Source organism: Kribbella sp. NPDC003505, assembly GCF_040610875.1.
GTDB lineage: Bacteria > Actinomycetota > Actinomycetes > Propionibacteriales > Kribbellaceae > Kribbella.
In genome coordinates this window covers 74,338-93,847 of the sequence record NZ_JBEXNA010000020.1, presented here as the reverse complement: position 1 = coordinate 93,847, position 19,510 = coordinate 74,338, and the positions used below count along the sequence as shown (strand labels likewise).

General features: G+C 69.6%; 20 protein-coding genes. 10 read left to right on the top strand and 10 right to left on the bottom strand.

Going from position 1 to position 19,510, the window contains the following annotated elements; genetic code table 11:
* Positions 1-176 precede the first annotated feature (176 nt).
* Both ABZX12_RS41925 and ABZX12_RS41920 read left to right on the top strand, forming a co-directional pair.
* Positions 177-3,755, top strand: coding sequence for a discoidin domain-containing protein (locus ABZX12_RS41925; protein ID WP_355701061.1), 3,579 nt, complete (start codon positions 177-179; stop codon positions 3,753-3,755).
* Between the two features lie 174 nt (positions 3,756-3,929).
* Positions 3,930-4,442, top strand: coding sequence for a hypothetical protein (locus ABZX12_RS41920; protein WP_355701060.1), 513 nt, complete (start codon positions 3,930-3,932; stop codon positions 4,440-4,442).
* Positions 4,443-4,538: 96 nt separating this feature from the next.
* Here the strand turns inward: ABZX12_RS41920 and ABZX12_RS41915 are convergent, their stop codons facing one another.
* Positions 4,539-5,540 (bottom strand): winged helix-turn-helix domain-containing protein, encoded by a 1,002-nt coding sequence (locus tag ABZX12_RS41915; protein WP_355701059.1) that lies wholly within the window; start codon positions 5,538-5,540, stop codon positions 4,539-4,541.
* A 98-nt stretch (positions 5,541-5,638) separates the two neighbouring features.
* Here ABZX12_RS41915 and ABZX12_RS41910 point away from each other — a divergent pair, with 98 nt between their 5' ends.
* Positions 5,639-6,556: a superoxide dismutase gene (locus ABZX12_RS41910; protein ID WP_355701058.1), complete on the top strand. Its 918-nt coding sequence runs from the start codon at positions 5,639-5,641 to the stop codon at positions 6,554-6,556.
* Here the strand turns inward: ABZX12_RS41910 and ABZX12_RS41905 are convergent.
* The 4 genes from ABZX12_RS41905 to ABZX12_RS41890 all read right to left on the bottom strand — a co-directional run bounded on the left by ABZX12_RS41905 (position 6,553) and on the right by ABZX12_RS41890 (position 10,252).
* Positions 6,553-6,969 (bottom strand): MarR family transcriptional regulator, encoded by a 417-nt coding sequence (locus tag ABZX12_RS41905; RefSeq protein ID WP_355701057.1) that lies wholly within the window; start codon positions 6,967-6,969, stop codon positions 6,553-6,555. The two genes, ABZX12_RS41910 and ABZX12_RS41905, sit on opposite strands and share 4 nt — an antisense overlap.
* 88 nt (positions 6,970-7,057) lie before the next feature.
* Positions 7,058-8,377 (bottom strand): GGDEF domain-containing protein, encoded by a 1,320-nt coding sequence (locus ABZX12_RS41900; protein WP_355701056.1) that lies wholly within the window; start codon positions 8,375-8,377, stop codon positions 7,058-7,060.
* Between the two features lie 142 nt (positions 8,378-8,519).
* Complete coding sequence (locus ABZX12_RS41895; protein WP_355701055.1) at positions 8,520-9,755, bottom strand: MFS transporter; 1,236 nt, start codon at positions 9,753-9,755, stop codon at positions 8,520-8,522.
* Between the two features lie 56 nt (positions 9,756-9,811).
* Entirely contained in the window at positions 9,812-10,252 is a 441-nt protein-coding gene (locus ABZX12_RS41890) for a hypothetical protein (protein WP_355701054.1), read from the bottom strand.
* A 49-nt stretch (positions 10,253-10,301) separates the two neighbouring features.
* Between ABZX12_RS41890 and ABZX12_RS41885 the strand changes: the two genes are divergently transcribed.
* On the top strand, positions 10,302-11,018 hold the full coding sequence (locus tag ABZX12_RS41885) for a class I SAM-dependent methyltransferase (protein ID WP_355701053.1): 717 nt from the start codon (positions 10,302-10,304) through the stop codon (positions 11,016-11,018).
* Complete coding sequence (locus tag ABZX12_RS41880; RefSeq protein WP_355701052.1) at positions 11,015-11,506, top strand: DUF402 domain-containing protein; 492 nt, start codon at positions 11,015-11,017, stop codon at positions 11,504-11,506. The genes ABZX12_RS41885 and ABZX12_RS41880 overlap by 4 nt, the downstream gene beginning before the upstream one ends.
* 50 nt (positions 11,507-11,556) lie before the next feature.
* Here ABZX12_RS41880 and acs read toward each other — a convergent pair whose 3' ends face one another.
* Positions 11,557-13,491: an acetate--CoA ligase gene (gene acs, locus ABZX12_RS41875; protein WP_355701086.1), complete on the bottom strand. Its 1,935-nt coding sequence runs from the start codon at positions 13,489-13,491 to the stop codon at positions 11,557-11,559.
* Between the two features lie 252 nt (positions 13,492-13,743).
* On the opposite strand from acs, the gene ABZX12_RS41870 reads away from it, so the two are divergent.
* Positions 13,744-13,887 carry a hypothetical protein gene (locus ABZX12_RS41870; RefSeq protein WP_355701051.1) on the top strand — a complete coding sequence of 48 codons (144 nt, stop codon included), beginning with the start codon at positions 13,744-13,746 and terminating at the stop codon, positions 13,885-13,887.
* Here ABZX12_RS41870 and ABZX12_RS41865 read toward each other — a convergent pair.
* Positions 13,884-14,324: a MarR family transcriptional regulator gene (locus ABZX12_RS41865; protein ID WP_355701050.1), complete on the bottom strand. Its 441-nt coding sequence runs from the start codon at positions 14,322-14,324 to the stop codon at positions 13,884-13,886. The two genes, ABZX12_RS41870 and ABZX12_RS41865, sit on opposite strands and share 4 nt — an antisense overlap.
* 47 nt (positions 14,325-14,371) lie before the next feature.
* The gene (locus tag ABZX12_RS41860) at positions 14,372-14,716 is read right to left on the bottom strand and encodes a helix-turn-helix domain-containing protein (RefSeq protein WP_355701049.1); all 345 of its coding nucleotides are present in this window, start codon (positions 14,714-14,716) and stop codon (positions 14,372-14,374) included.
* Between the two features lie 71 nt (positions 14,717-14,787).
* On the opposite strand from ABZX12_RS41860, the gene ABZX12_RS41855 reads away from it, so the two are divergent.
* Both ABZX12_RS41855 and ABZX12_RS41850 read left to right on the top strand, forming a co-directional pair.
* Positions 14,788-15,390 carry an NAD(P)H-binding protein gene (locus ABZX12_RS41855; RefSeq protein WP_355701048.1) on the top strand — a complete coding sequence of 201 codons (603 nt, stop codon included), beginning with the start codon at positions 14,788-14,790 and terminating at the stop codon, positions 15,388-15,390.
* A gap of 169 nt (positions 15,391-15,559) precedes the next feature.
* Complete coding sequence (locus ABZX12_RS41850; protein ID WP_355701047.1) at positions 15,560-16,234, top strand: SIS domain-containing protein; 675 nt, start codon at positions 15,560-15,562, stop codon at positions 16,232-16,234.
* A 70-nt stretch (positions 16,235-16,304) separates the two neighbouring features.
* Here the strand turns inward: ABZX12_RS41850 and ABZX12_RS41845 are convergent, their stop codons facing one another.
* Complete coding sequence (locus tag ABZX12_RS41845; RefSeq protein ID WP_355701046.1) at positions 16,305-17,063, bottom strand: GntR family transcriptional regulator; 759 nt, start codon at positions 17,061-17,063, stop codon at positions 16,305-16,307.
* Positions 17,064-17,262: 199 nt separating this feature from the next.
* Between ABZX12_RS41845 and ABZX12_RS41840 the strand changes: the two genes are divergently transcribed.
* A complete protein-coding gene (locus ABZX12_RS41840) occupies positions 17,263-18,210 on the top strand; it encodes a glutathione S-transferase C-terminal domain-containing protein (protein ID WP_355701045.1) in 948 nt (315 codons plus the stop codon).
* Here the strand turns inward: ABZX12_RS41840 and ABZX12_RS41835 are convergent, their stop codons facing one another.
* On the bottom strand, positions 18,211-18,792 hold the full coding sequence (locus tag ABZX12_RS41835; RefSeq protein WP_355701044.1) for a TetR/AcrR family transcriptional regulator: 582 nt from the start codon (positions 18,790-18,792) through the stop codon (positions 18,211-18,213).
* A gap of 50 nt (positions 18,793-18,842) precedes the next feature.
* Between ABZX12_RS41835 and ABZX12_RS41830 the strand changes: the two genes are divergently transcribed.
* Positions 18,843-19,505 carry a haloacid dehalogenase type II gene (locus tag ABZX12_RS41830; RefSeq protein WP_355701043.1) on the top strand — a complete coding sequence of 221 codons (663 nt, stop codon included), beginning with the start codon at positions 18,843-18,845 and terminating at the stop codon, positions 19,503-19,505.
* Positions 19,506-19,510: the final 5 nt, after the last annotated feature.

Below are 19,510 nucleotides of genomic sequence, written 5' to 3'. Positions count from 1 at the left end.
AGGGCCGGCTCGCAGATGCTGCGAGCCGGCCCTTTCGTCGTTCACGAACCGTTGACGCCCGGTTGATGCTGCCGTAACAATGAGCCATCGCCGCGCAAAAACTGAGCAAAGTCAGCGAAAGTTTTGAACTCTCAACGCGGTGGCTCTTCCCTGTCCCGCCCCACCAGGAGAGGCCCATGCGAAATCCGACCTGGCGGTTGCTGACCGCCTTGCTGGCCGCGAGTCTCGCGGCCGCACCCCTCGTCCGTCCGGCGCCGGCCGCGCAGGCTGCCGTTCTCGCCGGTCCCAACCTCGCCGCCGGCAAGACCGCGTCGGCCAGCAGCAGCACCCAGGACTACGTCGCGTCGAACGTCACCGACGGCAACCAGAGCAGCTACTGGGAGAGCGCGAACAACGCGTTCCCGCAATGGGTCCAGGTCGACCTCGGGTCCTCGGTCGCGACCAACCAGGTCGTGCTCAAACTGCCGACCGCGAACTGGGGCGCCCGGGACCAGTCGCTCGCGGTCCAGGGCAGCACCGACGGGCAGAACTTCACCGATCTGTCCGCGTCCGCGGCGCGCACGTTCAGCCCGCCGAACAACACGGTGACCGTCGACTACGGCACCGCCACCACGCGGTACGTCCGGATCCGCGTCACCGCCAACACCGGCTGGCCGGCCGGCCAGCTGTCCGAACTCGAGGTCTACGGACCGGCGACCGGTGATACCCAGGCTCCTACCGCCCCGGGCAGCCTGGCCTTCACCGAGCCCGGCACGGGGCAGATCAAGCTCACCTGGAACGCGTCGACCGACAACGTCGGCGTGACCGGGTACGACGTCTACGCGAACGGCCAACTGCGGACCACCGTGGCCGGCAACGTACTGACCTACACCGACAACCAGCCCGCCAACGTGTCGATCGCGTACTACGTCCGCGCGAAAGATGCCGCTGGCAACCAGTCCGCGAACAGCAACACGGTCACCCGGAACGGCAGCGGCGGGCCGGGCAGCAACCTGGCGCTGAACAAGCCGATCACCGCATCCGGCTTCGTGCACACCTACGTCGCGACGAACGCCAACGACGACAACGTCACGACGTACTGGGAGGGCAACGCGAACCCGGCGACGCTCACCACGCAGCTCGGCGCGAACGCGGACCTCAGCTCGGTCGTGATCCGGCTGAATCCCGATCCGGCCTGGGGACCGCGGACGCAGACGTTCTCGATCCTCGGCCGCGAGCAGAGCTCCTCGACCTTCACCACGATCGTCGGGTCGGGCGCCTACGACTTCAACCCGGCGAACGGCAACGCGGTGACGATCCCGGTCAGCGCGCGCGTCGCCGACGTACGGCTGAACTTCACCGGGAACACCGGCGCTCCGGCCGGGCAGGTGGCCGAGCTGCAGGTGCTCGGCGTCCCGGCGCCGAACCCGGATCTCACGCTCTCCAACGTCACCTGGACACCGACCTCGCCGGTCGAGACCGACGTGATCACCGTCGGCGCGACCGTCGACAACGGCGGCACCGGCGGATCCGCGGCGACGGACGTCGACTTCTACCTCGGCGCGACCAAGGTCGGCACGGCGGCGGTCGGCGCTCTCGCGGCCGGTGCGTCGACGACGGTGAGCGCGTCGATCGGGACGCGGGACGCCGGCTCGTACACGCTCAGCGCGAAGGTCGACGAGGCCGACGCGGTGATCGAGCAGAACGACGGGAACAACACCGCCCAGGCCTCCGGGCCGTTGGTCGTGACGCCGGTGGCGAGTTCGGACCTGGTGGCGGCCGCGGTGAACTGGACGCCCGGAAATCCGTCGGCCGGAAATTCCGTCGCGTTTTCCGTGGCGTTGCGGAACCAGGGCAGTGTGGCTTCCGCGTCCGGTGCGCACGGGATCACACTGACGGTGCTGAACGGGTCGTCCGTGGTGACGACGCTGACCGGCGCCTACACCGGGTCGATCCCGGCCGGTGCGACCACTCCCGCTGTTGCTCTCGGCAACTGGACGGCGGCGAACGGCCGCTACACCGTGCGTGTCGTGCTGGCCGACGACGCGAACGAACTGCCGGTGAAGCGGACCAACAACACCAGTGAACGACCGCTGTTCGTCGGTCGCGGCGCCAACCTGCCGTACGACCACCTCGAGGCCGAGGACGCCTCGGTCGGCGGCGGCGCGGCCGTGATCGGGCCGAACCGGACGATCGGCGATCTGGCCGGCGAGGCGTCCGGGCGGCGCGCGGTGACGCTGAACTCGACCGGCGCGTACGTCGAGTTCACCACGCGGGCCGCGACGAACACCCTCGTCACGCGCTTCTCGATCCCGGACTCCGCCGGTGGCGGAGGCCAGTCCTCGGCACTGAGCGTCTACGTGAACGGGACCTTCGCGAAGTCGCTGCCGCTCACCTCGAAGTACTCCTGGCTGTACGGCGCGGAGGCGTCGCCGAACAACTCACCCGGCGCGGGACCGGCGCGGCACATCTACGACGAAGCGAACCTGATGCTCGACCAGACCTACCCGGCAGGTACCAAGATCCGGCTGCAGAAGGATCCGGCGAACGGTACGACGTACTCGATCGACTTCCTCGACACCGAGGCGGTGACCGCGGTCCCGAACCCCGGCGCGGGCTTCGTGACGCCGAACGGGTTCACCCAGCAGGACGTGCAGAACGCGCTCGACCGGGTCCGGCAGGACACCACGCTGCAGGGCGTGTACCTGCCGGCGGGCGAGTACCAGACGTCCTCGAAGTTCACCGTGTCCGGGCGGGCCGTACAGGTCGTCGGCGCCGGGCCGTGGTTCACACGGTTCGTGGCGCCGCAGAACCAGGCGAACACCGATGTCGGGTTCGACGCGCAGCCGTCGGCGAACGGGTCGACGTTCCGCGGGTTCTCGTACTTCGGGAACTACGACAGCCGCAACGACGGCCCGGGCAAGGTGTTCAACTTCGCGGGCACGTCGAACATGACGATCGACAACATCTGGATCGAGCACCAGATGTGCCTGTACTGGGGCGCGAACACCGACAACTCGGTGATCAAGAACTCGCGCATCCGGGACACGTTCGCCGACGGCATCAACATGACGAACGGGTCGTCCGGAAACACCGTCAGCAACAACGAGGCGCGTTCGACCGGTGACGACAGCTTCGCGCTGTTCAACGCCACCGACAACGGTGGCGGCGAGGTCCGGGACAACGTGTTCGAGAACCTGTCGGCGATGCTCACCTGGCGGGCCGCCGGGTTCGCCGTGTACGGCGGCACGAACAACGTTTTCCGGAACCTGTACGCCGCCGACATGCTCACCTATCCGGGGATCACGATCAGCTCGCTGGACTTCGGGATCCCGATGAACGGGTTCGGGGCCACGCCGCCGACGCAGTTCCAGAACGCCTCGGTCGTCCGGTCCGGCGGTCACTTCTGGGGCAACCAGACGTTCCCCGCGGTGTGGATCTACTCGGCGACCAAGGTGTTCCAGGGCATCCGGGTCTCCGACCTGGACGTCGTCGACCCGACCTACTCCGGGATCATGTTCCAGACCGACTACGCCGGCGGCAGCCCGCTGTTCCCGGTCGCGGACACCGTCTTCACCAACACCACGGTCTCCGGCGCCCGCAAGTCCGGTGACGCGTTCGACGCCAAGTCCGGCTACGCCGTCTGGGCCAACGAACTCCCCGAACCGGGCGAAGGCCCCGCCCGCGGCGAAGTCACCTTCAACAACCTGACCCTCACCAACAACGCGACAGACATCCAGAACACCACCACAACCTTCACCATCCACCGCAACTGACGCTCAGAAGCCGCCGGAGGTCTCACGCCCTCCGGCGGCTTCCCCCTTGTTTCGCGTGCGTCCGAGGCCCTCGCCGATCTGCCCCACACTGCCCCGGGATGCCCCGGTGTCACACCCGGGCCACCGCCGTTCCACGTGTGAAGCTCATGCCTTGCCACTCAACAGGGCGGGGAAATGCCGATCCACGTGTTCGTCGACGAGAGTAAATCCCGAGGTCTGCTCATGGCCGCGGCTCGATGTCCAGCAGACGAGGTGACGGTCAACCGGAAAGCTCTTCGGTCGTTTCTGCTGCCCGGCCAGGAGCGCCTTCACTTCAACAACGAAACCGACAGCAGACGCAAGCAGATCCTGAAGATGATCGGCGACTTCCATCTGCTGGTCGACGTGTACCACGTAGATCGCGAGACTCCCGCGAACAGAAGGCGATGTCTTGAAGCCATCGTGCGCGACAACGCCGGAGACGCCGAGCGGCTGGTGATCGAGCGAGACGACTCGACCTACGACAAAGACCACACAACGCTGCATGCGGCATGTCACCGATTCGGGTGCTTCGACCTGCGCTGGGAACTCCTGGCTCCGAAGTTGGACGCGCTGCTCTGGGTGCCGGATGCCGTCGCCGCAGCGTGGGCTCGAGGCGGGCACTGGCGCCGGCTAGTCGCGCCCTACAGCCAGGAAAGAGAGCTCTAACATGCGCCGACCCGGCTCACCCACCGTCCGGTAGGCTGCCGGGTCCACTTCAAGGGACTCTTCTGTCCACGAGCAAGATCAACTGTAGCGCTGGATTCAGCTGTTCGGGGTGGATTTTGCTATCTGCCCCTGGATGCCCTGGGATGCCCCGGTGAGGAGGTTGTGGGCTGTGGGAGTCAAGGCGTGGAGCGCGGTGCCTTGGGTTCGGTGGGTGGTGATCAGGCCGGCGGTGCGAAGGACCCGGGTGTGTTCTGACGTGGAGGCGAGGGAGATGCCGACGCGGCGGGACAGTTGGGTGGTGGTGGCGGGGTGGGTGAGGGAGCGGAGTACGGCGGCTCGGGTGCGGCCCAGGAGGTCTGCCAGGGCGTCGGTGGCGTCGAGGGTCGGCTCGGTCAGTTCGGCGCAGGGGTAGACGAGGACGGGGCGCCGGCCGGGCGCGTCCATCGCGAGGCAGCTCGACACCAGCGGCGACGGGTACAGCTCCAGCCCGCGGCCCTCCAGGTGGATGTCCGCGGTCCAGCCGTCCTCCGGGCCGTACGTCGTCAGGATCGGCGTCGACCACTCGACATCCGGATGCAGCGAGGACAGCAACGCGTCGGTGCCGCCATGCAGGACCGCGCGCGACCGGACCCCGAGATCGGCGCCGTACCGCCGGTGCAGCTCACCCGACGACGGCGCCACCACCTGCTGGTAGAAGTCCCGGACCGCCGCCCCCAGCGCCCGCCGCGAGCCGGCGCGCCCGTCCAGCAACCCCCGCATGTACCGGTCGATGTCCGGCGGCAGCCACGGCTCCAGCTCACCCCGGATCACGTCGGCCGGCGTGTCCGTCAACGCCTCGACCGCCGGGTCCAGATCGGGCCCCGGCACGTCCGGGACCAGGAAGTCCGGGAACAGCCCACCGGGCGAGATCAGCTTGAACAGCGGGCGCATCGACCCCTGCACCCGCGGCGCCGCCGTACGCCGCCACCGGCGCGCGACCGGTGAGATCGACCCGGCCCCGAGTGCCCGGGCCGCGAGCGCCGTCTCCCACAGCGGGTGCGGCTCGGCCGGGAACGTGACCCGTCCGAGGTCCGTCGCGGTGAAATGGACCCGGATCATTCCCCGATTGTGACGGCCGCCGGGTCTCCCGCCCAGACCTCTTCGGCCCTGGCCGAATCCGGTCGCCGCCGGCCGCCGTACGATCCCACGCTGACCCGATGAAACGTCTCGCAGTCCTCACCGTCCTGGCCCTGGCCGCGACCACCCCGTCGGTCACCGCGCAGGCCAGTCCCGTCCATCGCCCGACCGAGTACGTCGTCTCGACCACGCCCGGCGAGAACCTCGAGGGAATCGCGGTCACGCCCGGCGGCACGATGTACGTGACCAGCGTCGCCACCGGCGCCGTGTACCGCGGCACCACCCGCTCGTCCCGCCTCAGCCTGTTCCTCGAGGCCGGCGACGACGGGCGGACGTCGGCCACCGGCATCCACCTGGACCGCTGGGGCCGGGTCCTGGTCGCCGGGGCAAGCACGTCGAAACTCTTCCTGTACGACGCCCGCGGCCGGCTGCTCGGTGTCCGGAAGGCCGCGGACGGCTCGTTCCTCAACGATTTCACGATCGCCGGCGACGCCGTCTACGTGACCGACTCGGCGCACAACCAGATCTGGAGGGCGCCGCTGACCCGCGACGGTCTCGGCGAGCTCGAACCGTGGATCACCCGCGACCGGATCCAGCCGACGCCGTACTTCCTGAACGGGATCGTCACCGACGGCCGCGTCCTCCTGGTCGGCGAGCAGGGGCAGGACGTCACCTACCGGATCGACCTGCGTAGCGGGCAGGTGACGGTCCTGGACGTCCCGAACGGCATCCTGTCCGGCGACGGCTACCTGCTCGAAGGACACCGGCTGTACGCCGTCCACAACGCCGGCGGCGGGAAGTACGTGACCCGGCTCGCGCTGCTGAACGACGACCTCACCCAGGCGACGCTGGTCGCGGACTCGGGGCCCGGCGCGGCCGGTGCGACCCCGACGACGATCGCCCGCGACCGAGGCCGGCTCCTGTGGGTGAACAGCCAGCTGGACGTCGCGCCGGGCACACCGCCGTACACGGTGACCGTCGTACCCGGGCTGCGTTAGAGGCCGTCGGTGACGCGAGCCAGGACCGCGCCCGCCTGCAGGACGAGCGCTCGATCGGCCTCGTCCAGACGGTCGAGGAGCTTGGCGAGCTCGTCCGCGGCCTGACGGCCGGACGCCTCGACGGTCTGGCCGCCCGCCTCGGTGAGCACCACCGCGGTCGCCCGGCCGTCGACCGGGTCCGGTTCGCGCCGGACGAGGCCGGACTCCTCCAGCGCCGCGACCGTGGTGGTCGCGGTCGGCTGGGAGCACGGGACGCGCGCGGCGATCTCACCGATCCGGATGGGCTGCTCGTCGGCGATCAGCATCAACGCCAGGAACTGCGTCGGATGCAGCAGCGTGGTGGTCCTGCTGCGGCGCAGGTGCCTGACGATCCGGTGCATGCTGACCAGCAGCTGCAATGCTTCCTGCGCCATCGTGATCACCTCCGTGGGGAAGCGCAATCCTGGCACAGGCATCCAAACATCACCTACCACGGCGGCCCGCGGCCTGGAGCCCGGAGAGTCAGGACGCGGGCAGGTCGCCGCCGTTGGCCGGTGCCGAGACCACGCAGTTCCGCCCGGCGTCCTTGGCCTGGTACATGGCCAGATCGGCCGCCATCTGGAGCTCGTCGAGGCTGGCGCCGGACTCCGGGTACGTCGCGGCGCCGATCGAACACGTGATCGTCTCGCACAGGACCGGCCCGTTCGGGGTCGGGATCGTGACCGCCAGGCCGGCCACCCGGCGCCGGATCCGCTCGGCGGCCAGCGCGGTGTCGGCCGCGGACGTCTGCGGCAGCAGGATCACGAACTCCTCGCCACCGAGTCGCCCGACCAGGTCGTTGTCGCGGACCTCCTGGCGCAGCTCGGCGGCGACCGCCTTCAGGGCCTCGTCACCGGCCATGTGGCCGAAGGTGTCGTTGATGGCCTTGAAGTGGTCGAGGTCGAGATACAGCACGCCGAGCCGGGAGCTGGTGCGTTCGGCGCCGGCGAACTCGCGGCGGGCGATCTCGTGCCAGAACGCGGCGTTCGCCAGGCCGGTCTTGGGATCGGTGCGCGACGCCGCCTGGAACTGCTCGACCAGCAGCGCCCGGTGCAGGCCGAGGATGGTCAGCAGCAGGACCGCGACGGCCCACGGCTGGCTGAGCAGCAAGGCGGCGGTGGCGACACCGAGGCCGAGCGAGCCGGCCACGATCAGCTGCTCCGAGAGCTTGCCGATGGCGTTGCGCCCCGGGGAGTCCGGGTTGGACAGCATGATCGCGCCCGCGACCAGCGCGAAGTTCACGAACCAGTACGCCAGACCGGCCGCCACGACCGCGGCGAGGCCGAGCGGGCCGGACGGATAGCCGGGATAGACGCCGGGGCGGATCGTGGCCAGCGCGACCGCGCCGGCGGCTCCGGCCAGCAGCACGGTGCTCGCGGTGAACACCGAGCGGTACGGCGCGACGCGACGAACCCGCAGCCAGGAGTGGACGTACGTGCTGATGATCAGCGCGGCGGCCAGCGGCGGAGGCAGGATGAGCACGCCGGCGAACGTCCACATCCCCTTCAGGTTCGTGTACGGAATGCCTTCGGCGCCGACCTTGCGCAGCCGCTCGATGTCGCGGGCGGCCTCGATATGGATCGCCGATCCGGCGGCCAGCACCAGCAGCCGGATCCAGTCACTGGACGTGATCGCGACCAGGTCGAACGTCGACGCGACGACGACCGCGGTGATGATCTCGACCGCCAGAACGTAACCCAGCACCGTGCGCGGCAGCGACCACAGCGCCCATTTGGTCGGGCTCCACGCCGCGTCCTGACGCCGGCGCAGGCGACGGTGCGCCAGCCGATGCCGGATACTCATGAAAAAGACCCCCGCCTCACAGTCGGTCCTTGTCACAGAGTAGCCGCGACATGCACGCATTGTCATGGCTTCTCCGTTATTTACCTCGCCCGGATCCCGCGAGAGGAGGCCGCCGCCATGCAGAACAACGACTGGTGACCACTCATGCCGGTTGTCGCGTAGCGCCGGCGTACCCGTACGCCGCACCCGCTGCGACGAGCACACCGACAATACCGGCGGTCGCCACCACCAGACCCGGCGACCACCGATCTGCCGCCGCCCCGGCAACGAGCACTCCCACCCCCTGGGAGACGATCAGCGCAGTGCGCGCCAGGCCGAACGCCTGGCCGCGCTGTGCGTCGGGGACGTTCAGCACGAAGGCCGCGCTCGCGGCGAGCTGGTACGACGCACACAGTCCGGAGAGCATCCACAACCCGACGGTCACCCACAGCCCGGGCTGGACGACGCAGCCGATCAGCGGTGCACAGGACCCGATCGCCAGCGGTCCCATCAGCGTGAGCCGCCGCGCCGGTGCGGCACGCGTCAGCAGCAGCATGCCGACCATCTGGCCGGCCGGATTCGCGGCCAGCAGGATCCCGACGGCGACCGGTCCGCCGCCGACCGCCGCGGCGTACGGCGCGGCAAGTCCCTCGATGCTCACGTAGAAACCCGCAACACAGGCCAGCGCGACGAGGTAGCGCAGCCGCCGGTCGCTCCAGACGAGCCCCGCGCCCGCCGACAACGACTCCCACCATCCCGGACGCGCGTCGTCCGACTGTGGCAGCGGGCGCTCCCGGACGCCGAGTTTCAGCAGCAGCACGGACAACGCGAACGTGGCCGCGTCGGCCAGCAGCGCTTTCTCGACGCCGAAGGCCGCCACCAGCGTGCCGCCGGTCACGAAACCGGCCAGCTGGGCCGCCTGCGCGGTGATGTTGGTCACCGAACTGGCCAGGACGAACTTGTCGCCGGTCAGGATCGACGGCAGCAGAGCCGCCCGAGCGGACTGGAAGGGTGAGGCGAGCAGCTGCACCGCGACCAGCAGGACGCACAGGATCCACAACGAGGTGCCGGGGATCGCCATCGCGGCGAGCAGCAACGCCCGCAGGATGTCGCAGCAGATCATCACCCGGCGGCGCGGATACCGGTCGGCCAGGCCGGACAGCAGCGGGCCGCCGACGATGTCGGGCAGGAAGGTCAACGCGTAGGTGACCGCCGACAGCCCGGCCGAGCCGGTCCGGTCGAAGACGAGCACGGCGAGGGCGACCCGGGCCAGCTGGTCCCCGATCACCGAGCCCAGCTGCGCCAGCCACAGCCAGCGGAACTCGGCCACACCGAAGACCTCGCCGTACGTCGCAGGCTGCTCGGCGGGGTCGGTCGAAGGATGAACAGGGCGGGTCACGTGGTCAAACTACCCACGATCCGCGACGAAATGCGCACGCTACGGTGCGCCGCTGCTCACAGCTGCGCCGCGAGCACTCCGAGCGCGAATGCGGTACCGGCGAGTCCGAGCATCGCGGTCGCCAGTGTCACCAACCGTGACTGCAGCTTCGGCAGCTCGGCCGTGGTCGCGAAGACGCGCTGTGGCCAGTGCCGCCAGGAGACGTACCAGAAGATCCCGGTGGCGATCAGCAGGAGCAGTCCCTTGACGGCGTGCAGCTGCCAGTCGTCCCGGTTGATCAGGAGCAGGCCGCCACCGGTGAGCGCGATCACGGCGATCAGGCCGATCACCTTCCACCTGTTGCCCGAGGCAATCACCGCGGTCAGCGTCTCGCGACCGTCCTGGTCGGGTCCGAAGTATTTCTTCAGCTTCGGCTGCACCACGAACAACGAGTACGCCATTCCGCCGACCCAGGCCGCAGCCAACCCGGCATGGATGATCGCAAGCACGGCCGTCATGCCCCGAAAATAGTCCCCGCCAGGGCCAGACCTCTATAGCCTCGCGGTCATGGACCCCTGGCAGACGTTGACCACCGACTACGAGCAATCCCGGGCCCGCGACGACTCACTCGACCAGCTGATGGAATGGGACGCGCAACGCTCCCTGATCGGCCCCGTCGAGGGCCGCACCGTGCTGGACATCGGCTGCGGCAACGGCGAGAAGACCATCGAACTCGTTCACGAACATGGTGCCGCCTCCGCCGTCGGGGTGGACGTCGGCGCCCAGTTCCTGACCCCACCTGAGGGCACCGACGTGACCCTGGTCCCCGGCGACCTGTCGACCCTCGACGAGATCGACGCACTGAACGGCCGGCGCTTCGACGTCGTCCTGTTCCTGCAGTCGCTCGCCTACGCCCGCAACCGCGGCAGAACCCTTCGCGCCGTGCGGTCCCTGATCGCCGACGACGGCGTCCTGGTCGTGTCGATGGCGCACCCGATCCGTTGGGCGGTGGAGCGCTCCGCACGGGACGGGATCGCGCTGGGCGACGCGTATCACACGGTCGGCCCGTACTCGTACCCGTCGCGGTGGAATCCGGACATCACCATCACGCACACGACGGACACGTTCTCCAGCATCCACAATGCGCTGACCGACAACGGTTTCCGGGTCGAGCACGTGCTCGAACCGCAGCTGTCCGACGAGAACAAACAACGTTTTCCGCACAAGCAGGAATGGCTCTCGGAGCACGTCGGAATCATCATTTTCCGCGCCCGGCCGGCATGAGGGTCCTGCACCGGTCCGGGCAATGGTGTCCGGCCCGGCAGCTCGGAGAGGTCGTCGCGTACGACGTGCGGATCCTCCCGCGGTACCAGGTGCCGGGCCGGCCGGCCGTCGATCGGAGTTATCTGCTGCTCGGCGAAGGGGTGCAGCTGACCAAGCCGGCCGTCTTCGAGGGGCCGGTCGAGGGCTGGTGGTACGTCGACCTGGTGGAGATCGAGCGCGCCGACGACGGGCTGATCGTGCACGACCTGTACGTGGACTTCCTGATCCCGCCTGCGCTGGATCGCTACCAGATCCTCGACCTCGACGAACTGGGCGAGGCCGTCCAGGACGGAAAGCTCACCACCGCCCAGTGCGCCGGGGTGCTCACCGCGACCCAGCGCTTCGTCGATCGCTACCTGCGCCGCCCCGAGGAGGGACCGAACGGCCCCTCCGCCGCGTTCCCCCCGCCGGACGTCACCGCCCTCGAGCAGCTCCCGTCCTTCCTCTGACGCAACGACGGGCCCCGGCTAACCGGGGCCCGTCGCTGTACGGCTCGGGGTCAGTCCTCGTCGGACTTGCCGGACTCGAGGTTGGACTTGATCAGGTCCATCACCGTGGAGTCGGCGAGCGTCGTCACGTCGCCGACCTCGCGGTTCTCGGCCACGTCGCGCAGCAGCCGGCGCATGATCTTGCCGGAGCGCGTCTTCGGCAGCTCCGAGACGACCATGATCTGCCGCGGCTTCGCGATCGGGCCGATCTCCTTGGCGACGTGGTTGCGGAGCTCCTGCACCACGTCCGGACCGCCGTCGCCGGCCTCCGAGCGCAGGATGACGAACGCGGCGATCGCCTGCCCGGTCGTCGGGTCGGACGCGCCGACCACGGCGGCCTCGGCGACCTTCGGGTGCGAGACCAGCGCGGACTCGATCTCGGTCGTCGACAACCGGTGGCCGGAGACGTTCATCACGTCGTCGACCCGGCCGAGCAGCCAGAGGTCGCCGTCCTCGTCCTTCTTCGCGCCGTCACCGGCGAAGTACATGCCCTCCCAACGCGACCAGTACGTGTCGACGAACCGCTGGTCGTCGCCCCAGAGCGTGCGCAGCATCGCCGGCCACGGCTTGGTGATGACGAGGTAGCCACCGGAGCCGTTCGGGACCGGGTTGCCGGAGTCGTCGACGACGTCGACGTTCACGCCCGGGATCGCCGTCATCGCGGCGCCCGGCTTGCCGGCGGTCACGCCCGGCAGCGGCGAGATCATGTGCATGCCGGTCTCGGTCTGCCACCAGGTGTCGACGACCGGCGCCTTGCTCCCGCCGATGTGCTCGCGGTACCAGACGTACGCCTCCGGGTTGATCGGCTCGCCGACCGACCCGATCACGCGCAGCGAGGACAGGTCGAACTTCGCCGGGATCTCGGCGCCCCACTTCATGAACGTCCGGATCGCCGTCGGCGCGCAGTACAGGATCGAGACCTTGTACTTCTGGACGATCTCCCACCAGCGGCCCTGGTGCGGCGTGTCCGGCGTGCCTTCGTACAGCACTGAGGTGGTCGCGTTCGCCAGGGCGCCGTACACGATGTAACTGTGGCCGGTGACCCAGCCGATGTCGGCCGCGGTCCAGTAGACGTCGGTGTCCGGCTTCAGGTCGAACACACCCCACTGCGTGTACGACGTACCCACCAGGTAGCCGCCCGTGGTATGCAGGATGCCCTTCGGCTTGCCCGTCGTCCCCGAGGTGTACATCACGTACAGCGGGTGCTCGGCGTCGAAGGCCTCCGGCGTGTGCTCGGCCGACTGCTTCTCGACGAACTCGTGCCACCACAGGTCACGGCCCTCGACGATGTCCGTGTCCTGGCCGGTACGGCGCACGACCAGCACGTTCCGCACGTCCGGGCACTCCTCGAGCGCCGTGTCGACGGCCGGCTTGAGCGCGGCCGGGGCGCCCCGGCGGTAGCCTCCGTCGGAGGTGATCACGACGCGGGCGTCGCAGTCCTGGATACGGCCCTTCAGGGCGTCCGCGGAGAAGCCGCCGAACACGACGGTGTGCGGGGCGCCGATCCGGGCGCAGGCGAGCATCGCGACGACCGTCTCCGGGATCATCGGCATGTAGATCGCGACCCGGTCACCGGCCCGCACGTTCAGCTCGAGCAGCGCGTTCGCGGCCTTGCTGACCTCGTCCTTCAGCTGCGCGTAGGTGATCTCCCGGGTGTCACCGGGCTCGCCCTCGAAGTAGTAGGCGATCTTGTCGCCGAGACCGTTCTCGACGTGCCGGTCGACGCAGTTGTACGCCGCGTTCAGCTTGCCGTCGGCATACCACTTGGCGAACGGCGGGTTGCTCCAGTCCAGCGTCTCGGTCGGCTCGGTTGCCCAGGTCAGCCGCTTGGCCTGCTCGGCCCAGAACCCCTCGAAGTCGGCCGCGGCCCGGTCGTAGGCGTCGGCCTTCAGGTTCGCGTTGGCGGCCAGCTCGGCGGGCGGGTCGAATCGGCGCTCCTCGTGCATCAGGTTCGACAGTGCCTCGGACTGGGGTGGCTCTGCATTCGTCACGTCGACGACTCCTCATCGCTGGCTTCGGCGCGCTGGAGCGCCCGGTTACCTTTCTACCAACGCCGACCCCGCCACGGGAACCGGCGTATCGCCGAGCCGGTCCGAATCTGCGCCGAACAGGCGCCGCCGCAGGACAGGCGGCCCGGGAATTCCGGCGTACGGCGGAACCGAACCGCCCGGCTGTGCATCGGAGTTGATGTGAACCCGATGCAGCCGAACGCCCAGACGCCGACTCTCGCCACCGAGGAACGCCGGAAGATCTCCTGGGCCGCGCGCCGCCGGGTGCACGCCCGCGAGCTGCGCGTCCGCCGGACCCAGAAGGCCGTCCGCGCGCAGCTGCCGACGTACTAACCCTGGTGGTAGGCCAGGAGCTTGCCGAGGATCGTGGTCAGCCGGGTACGGTCCGTGGCCGACAGCGGCGCGAAGATCTCCTCCTGCGCCTTGCCGACCAGATTCGTCAGCCGGCGGTACTGGCGCTTGCCGGCCGTCGTGATCGTGATGACGTTGCGGCGGCCGTCCTCCGGGTCCGGGCTGCGCTCGACGTACCCGTCCGCCTCCAGTTCGTTGAGCGCGGCAACCACATCGCTGCGGTCGATCGAGCTGCGCCGGCCGAGCTCGGCCTGACTGGCCGGTCCGAACTCGACCAGCGTCGCGAGCAGGCGGAAGTGGTACGCCCGCGCGCCGCCGGCCGCGAACGACTCGGTGACGACCCGGTGCGCCTGGGCCGCACTCTGGGTCAGCAACCAGCTCGGCAGTTGGGTCAGGGCGGTCGGAGTCTGCTCATCCACCCGCGCAGTCTAAGCGCTGACCGGTTCGTCGCCAGCGTTGGCGCGACCTACGATTCGCGGGCGTCCAGAAGCTCGTCCCAGTGCTCCTCGGCCCAGTCGCAGAACGCGCGCAGCGGACCGAGCACGCTGCGCCCCAGAGCGGTGAGCTCGTAGGTGACCCGGCGCTCGTCCTGCGCCCTGCTGACGAACCCGTCGCGCTCGAGGTTGCGGAGCGACTGAGTGAGCATCTTCGGGCTGATCCGGGCCAGCGGGACCCGCAGCTCGGAGTACCGGCGGGGGCCGTCCTCCAGGCAGCGCAGCACCATGCCGGCCCACTTGTCGGTGCCGACCCGGAACGGGAGCAGGGTCGACGGGCAGATCTCCTCGAACATGTCCGCTCGCAGCGCCTCCATGCCTCCCAAGGTATCCAATCGGTAACCATGCCCCCTTCTACGGTCGCCGTACCCGTTCAGAGGAGGTTGCAGTGAGCAAGATTCTGGTCATCGGTGCGCGTGGACGAGCCGGCCGCGCCGCGGTGGAGGAGGCGCGGGGCCGCGGTCATGAGGTGGTCGCGGTGGCCCGTACGGCGGATGCCGGGCTGGTCTCCGGTGACGTGACGGACGCCGGGCGGATCGCCGATCTGGCCGCCGGGTACGACGCGGTGATCGCCGGGGTCTACGACGGCGGGAGTGACCCGGCCGAGTTCTTCCCCCGCGCGGCGCGGGCTCTCGTCGAAGGCCTGGAGAAGGCCGGGGTCGCTCGGCTGGTGTGGGTCGGGCTGGCGTCGATCCTGCCGACCGCCGACGGGACGTTGCTGATGGACAGTGCGGGGTATCCGACCGAGTACCGCTCGTTCTTCCTCGCCCACCAGGCGGCGCTCGACGTCTTCACCGCCTCGCCGCTGGATTGGGTGTCAGTGGCACCGACCGGCGACTTCGACCACGCCAACCCGTCCCGGAAGGGCGGCTACCGCGTGGCCTCGGCGAATGCCCACGACCTGATCTCGTACGCCGACCTGGCCATCGCCCTCGTCGACGAGGCGGACAACCCGACACACCACCGCACGGCGATCGGCGTGACCGTCTAGCTCTTTGCAGCTCGACAGTACGTATACGCCCACTGCCCCGATGGTGGCCGCCGCGTCAGGCGTGCGGGCGGCGCCGGTGGGCCGATACGTACTGTCGAGCTGCCGATCGGGCGTAGTGGTCTAGACGGGTGCCTGGTGTCGAGCGGCGTGCGGACGATAGGTTCGGGGCATGGCTGGGGCCGAGGAGTACTTGGGCAAGGCGTTGGCGATCGCGCAGCGGGCCGCCGACACGCAACTGGGCGCGATCCGGGTGGCGGCCGGGCTGGTCGCCGACGCGCTTGCCGGCGGGAGGACGTTCTGGGTGTTCGGGACCGGGCACAGCCACGCGCTGGCCGAGGAGTTGTACGGGCGGGCCGGCGGGCTGGCCGACATACGGGCGATCCTCGAGCCGGGGCTGATGCTGCACGAGGGGTTGCAGAAGAGCTCGCTCCTCGAACGCCTCCCCGGCCTCGCCGACGTCCTGCTCGAGATCAACCCGCTCACCGCCGGCGACGTGCTGCTGGTCGCGTCCAACTCAGGCCGGAACGCCGTACCCGTCGAGTTCGCCCTGGGTGCCCGTGCGCGCGGCGTCCAGGTGATCGCGCTGACCTCCCTGGCCCACTCGAACGCGGTCACCTCCCGCGCCCCCGGCGGCCAACGCCTCTTCGAGACCGCCGACGTCGTCCTCGACAACTGCGGCGAACCAGGTGACGCCCTCATCGAGGTCCCCGGCACCCCAGAACCCACCGGCGCTACCTCAACCCTGGTAGGCGCCCTGCTCCTCCAGGCCCTGACAGTAGAAGTAGTAACCCGCCTGACGGACCGCGGCCAACCCCCCAACATCCTCCGCAGCCTGAACATCTAGAGCGGGACAGCAAGTAGAAGTCCAGCGCTGAGCCGGGCGCCGCGGCTTGTCACCTGCGCCCGATCACTCCTCAGGTGGCGCGGTAGGCGACGGTGATGTCGTAGCGGTCGGAGCGGTAGACGGAGCGGCCGAATTCGATGACCTGGTCGGCAGCGGTGCGCGGGGCCGAGGTGATGATCAGGCAGGGGGTGGAGCTGTCGATCTCGAGGAGTTCGGCGTCGCCCGGTTCGGGTGGGGCGGCGACGATGGAGGCGGAGACCATGCCGAGCGTCACGCCGTACCGGGTGGAGAGCTCGGTGTAGAGGGACTTCTCGGCGAAGTCGATCTCGTCGAGGCCGGGGTAGCGGTGCAGGGACAGGGCGGTGCGCTCGATCGCCATCGGGTCGCCGTCGGCGGTGCGCAGCCGGACCAGGTGCAGGACCGGTGTGCCGATCGGTTCCTCGAGCTCGCGGGCGAGGTGCTCGTCGGCGGCGCCGACGCGGTGTTCGAGGACCTTGGCGCCGGGCTTGATGCCGCGGTTGATCATGTCCTGGCTGAATGACGACGCGAGCATCCGGGACGGGCGCGGCTCGGCGACGAAGGTGCCGCCGCCGGGGCGGCGGTTGGCCAGGCCTTCGGCCACGACGCGGTCGACCTCCTGCCGCACGGTCATCCGGGCGACGCCGAAGCGCTCGGCGAGAACGCGTTCGGACGGCAGCACGGTGCCGACGGCCAGCGAGCGGGTGAGGTTCTCCAGAATCTCGCGGATCTGGTCACCCTTCGGGCGATCGGGCCGCAGCTCGGTGGGGAGCTCGGCAAGGTCGCCGGGGTTGTTCCGTGGGCGGGCCATGAGGTCAGTATCCCTGGGAATCTGCCCGGCAAACCGGTTGCCGGGGACACGGGCCGCGGTGGGGTCGTACCGCGCAGGCCGCCCGTGACCGCGTTGTCGCGGACGACCTTGTCAGCCCGACTGTAACGTCCGGTGCCGCCTCACGGCCAGTGACGGCTCACAGGCCCAGGCAATTCACAGCGGGGGTAGTTTTAACGCTATGACCCCGGGACAGTTCGTACAGGAGACGTCGGCGACCGGCGAATGGAAACGCCAGGGCAACAGATTCACCGGCCGCATCACCCGCGACTCCACCGCGGCGCGCGGCGAAGGACCGGACGACCAGGGCCGCTGGCCGGTCGAGCCGGGGCGGTACCGGCTGGTCGTCAGCCTGGCCTGCCCGTGGGCGCATCGTTCGATCATCGTGCGCCGGCTGCTCGGCCTCGAGGACGCGATCAGCCTCGCGGTCGTGGACCCGATCCGCGACGAGCGCGGCTGGCGGTTCACGCTCGACGCGGACGGTCGCGACCCGGTGCTGGGCATCGAGTACCTGTCCGAGGCGTATCTGCGCACCGATCCGTCGTACGACGGCCGCGTGACCGTGCCCGCGATCGTCGACACGACGACGGGCGTGGTCGTCACCAACGACTACCCGCAGATCACGCTCGACCTCTCCACGGAGTGGACCGACTTCCACCGGGCCGGCGCGCCGCGGCTGATCCCCGACGACCGGGCCGAGATGGACCAGCTGATCGACGAGATCTACCGGGACGTGAACAACGGCGTGTACCGCTGCGGTTTCACGACCAGCCAGGAGGCGTACGAGGCGGCGTACGACGCGCTGTTCGCGAGGCTCGACGTTCTCGAGGATCGCCTGAAGGACCGCGAGTATCTGCTCGGCGACACGCTCCGCGAGGTGGACGTGCGGCTGTTCACCACGCTGGTCCGCTTCGACGCGGTGTACCACGGGCATTTCAAGTGCAACCGCCAGAAGCTCACCGAGTTCCCGAACCTGTGGGCGTACGCGCGCCGCCTGTACGGGTTGCCCGGCTTCGGCGAGACCGTCGACTTCGACCAGATCAAGCGGCACTACTACGTCACCCACGACAGCATCAACCCGACCGGCATCGTCCCGAAGGGGCCGGACCCGCGCGTCTGGACCGCCTGATCAGGCGGCGAGCGCGGTCAGTGCCGCGGTGACCGCGGACCGCAGTTGCGCCCGCGTCGCACCGGACCGGGAGCGCAGGTTCACCGCGTACGCGAGCAGCGTCAGCATCTCGGCCGCGCCTGCGGGCTCGACCCCGGAGCGCAACTCCCCGTTGCTTTGAGCAACCTTCAGCCCGGCGGCCAGCGCATCGCGCAGCACGGCGTGGTGCTCGGACAGCACCGCCCGTACTGCGTCCGGCGGGTTCTCGGCGTTCGCGTTCGCCATCATGCAGCCCCAGCCGGCGTACTCACCCGCGCACCGCAACCGCAGCAGCTGGTCGAAGAACGCCCGCACGGCCGCGAGACCACGACCGTCGGCGGCCAGCCGGTCGAACATCGGCCGGGACCGGTGCTCCAGGTACCGGCGCGCGGCCGCCGCATACAGGTCGTCCTTGCCGCCGAACGCGTTGTACAGACTCGACCGGCTCAGCCCGGTCGCGGCGACCACGTCCTGGATCCCGGTCGCCGCGCTCCCGCGGCGCCAGAACAGCTGCTCGACCGCGGCCAGCGCTTCCGCCTCGTCGAAATGTTTGACATCCGGCATACCCGGCATCATATCTTGGAACGACCGATCCAAGATAGCGAGGAGCCGTGATGATCGACGTGCTGGTGCTCGACGTCAACGAGACCCTGACCGACATGGAGCCGCTGCGGGACGGGTTCGCGGCGGCCGGGCTGCCGCGGCACGGCCTCGATGCGTGGTTCGCGGCGACCCTGCGGGACGGGTTCGCGCTGACCGCGGTCGACGCCTACGCCGCTTTCCGCGACGTGGCCGCCGACCTGCTGACGGACCAACTCGTCGCCGCGGGGATCGAACCGAGCGCGGAAACGGTCCAGAACGTGCTGTCCGGGTTCACCCGGCTGCCGCTGCATGCGGACGTCGCACCGGGGCTGCGGCGGATCCACGACGCGGGCGTCCGGATCGTCACGCTCACCAACGGCGCGGCGGCGATGTCGGAAAACGTGTTCAGAAACGGCGGAATCCTGCCGTTCCTCGAGCACCGGCTCGACGTGTCGGCGCCGCAGCGATGGAAACCGCACCCGGACGCCTACCGACACGCCGCCGAGGTCTGCGGCGTACCCGTCGACCGCATGGGCCTCGCCGCGGTCCACCCGTGGGACATCGACGGCGCTCAGCGGGCCGGCCTCCAGGGCTTCTACGTCGACCGGCGGAAAACGCCGTACCCGACGGTGTTCAGCACGCCGGATCACGTCGTTCCGGATTTCGAGGCGCTGGCCGCGCGGATCACCGGGTAAAATCC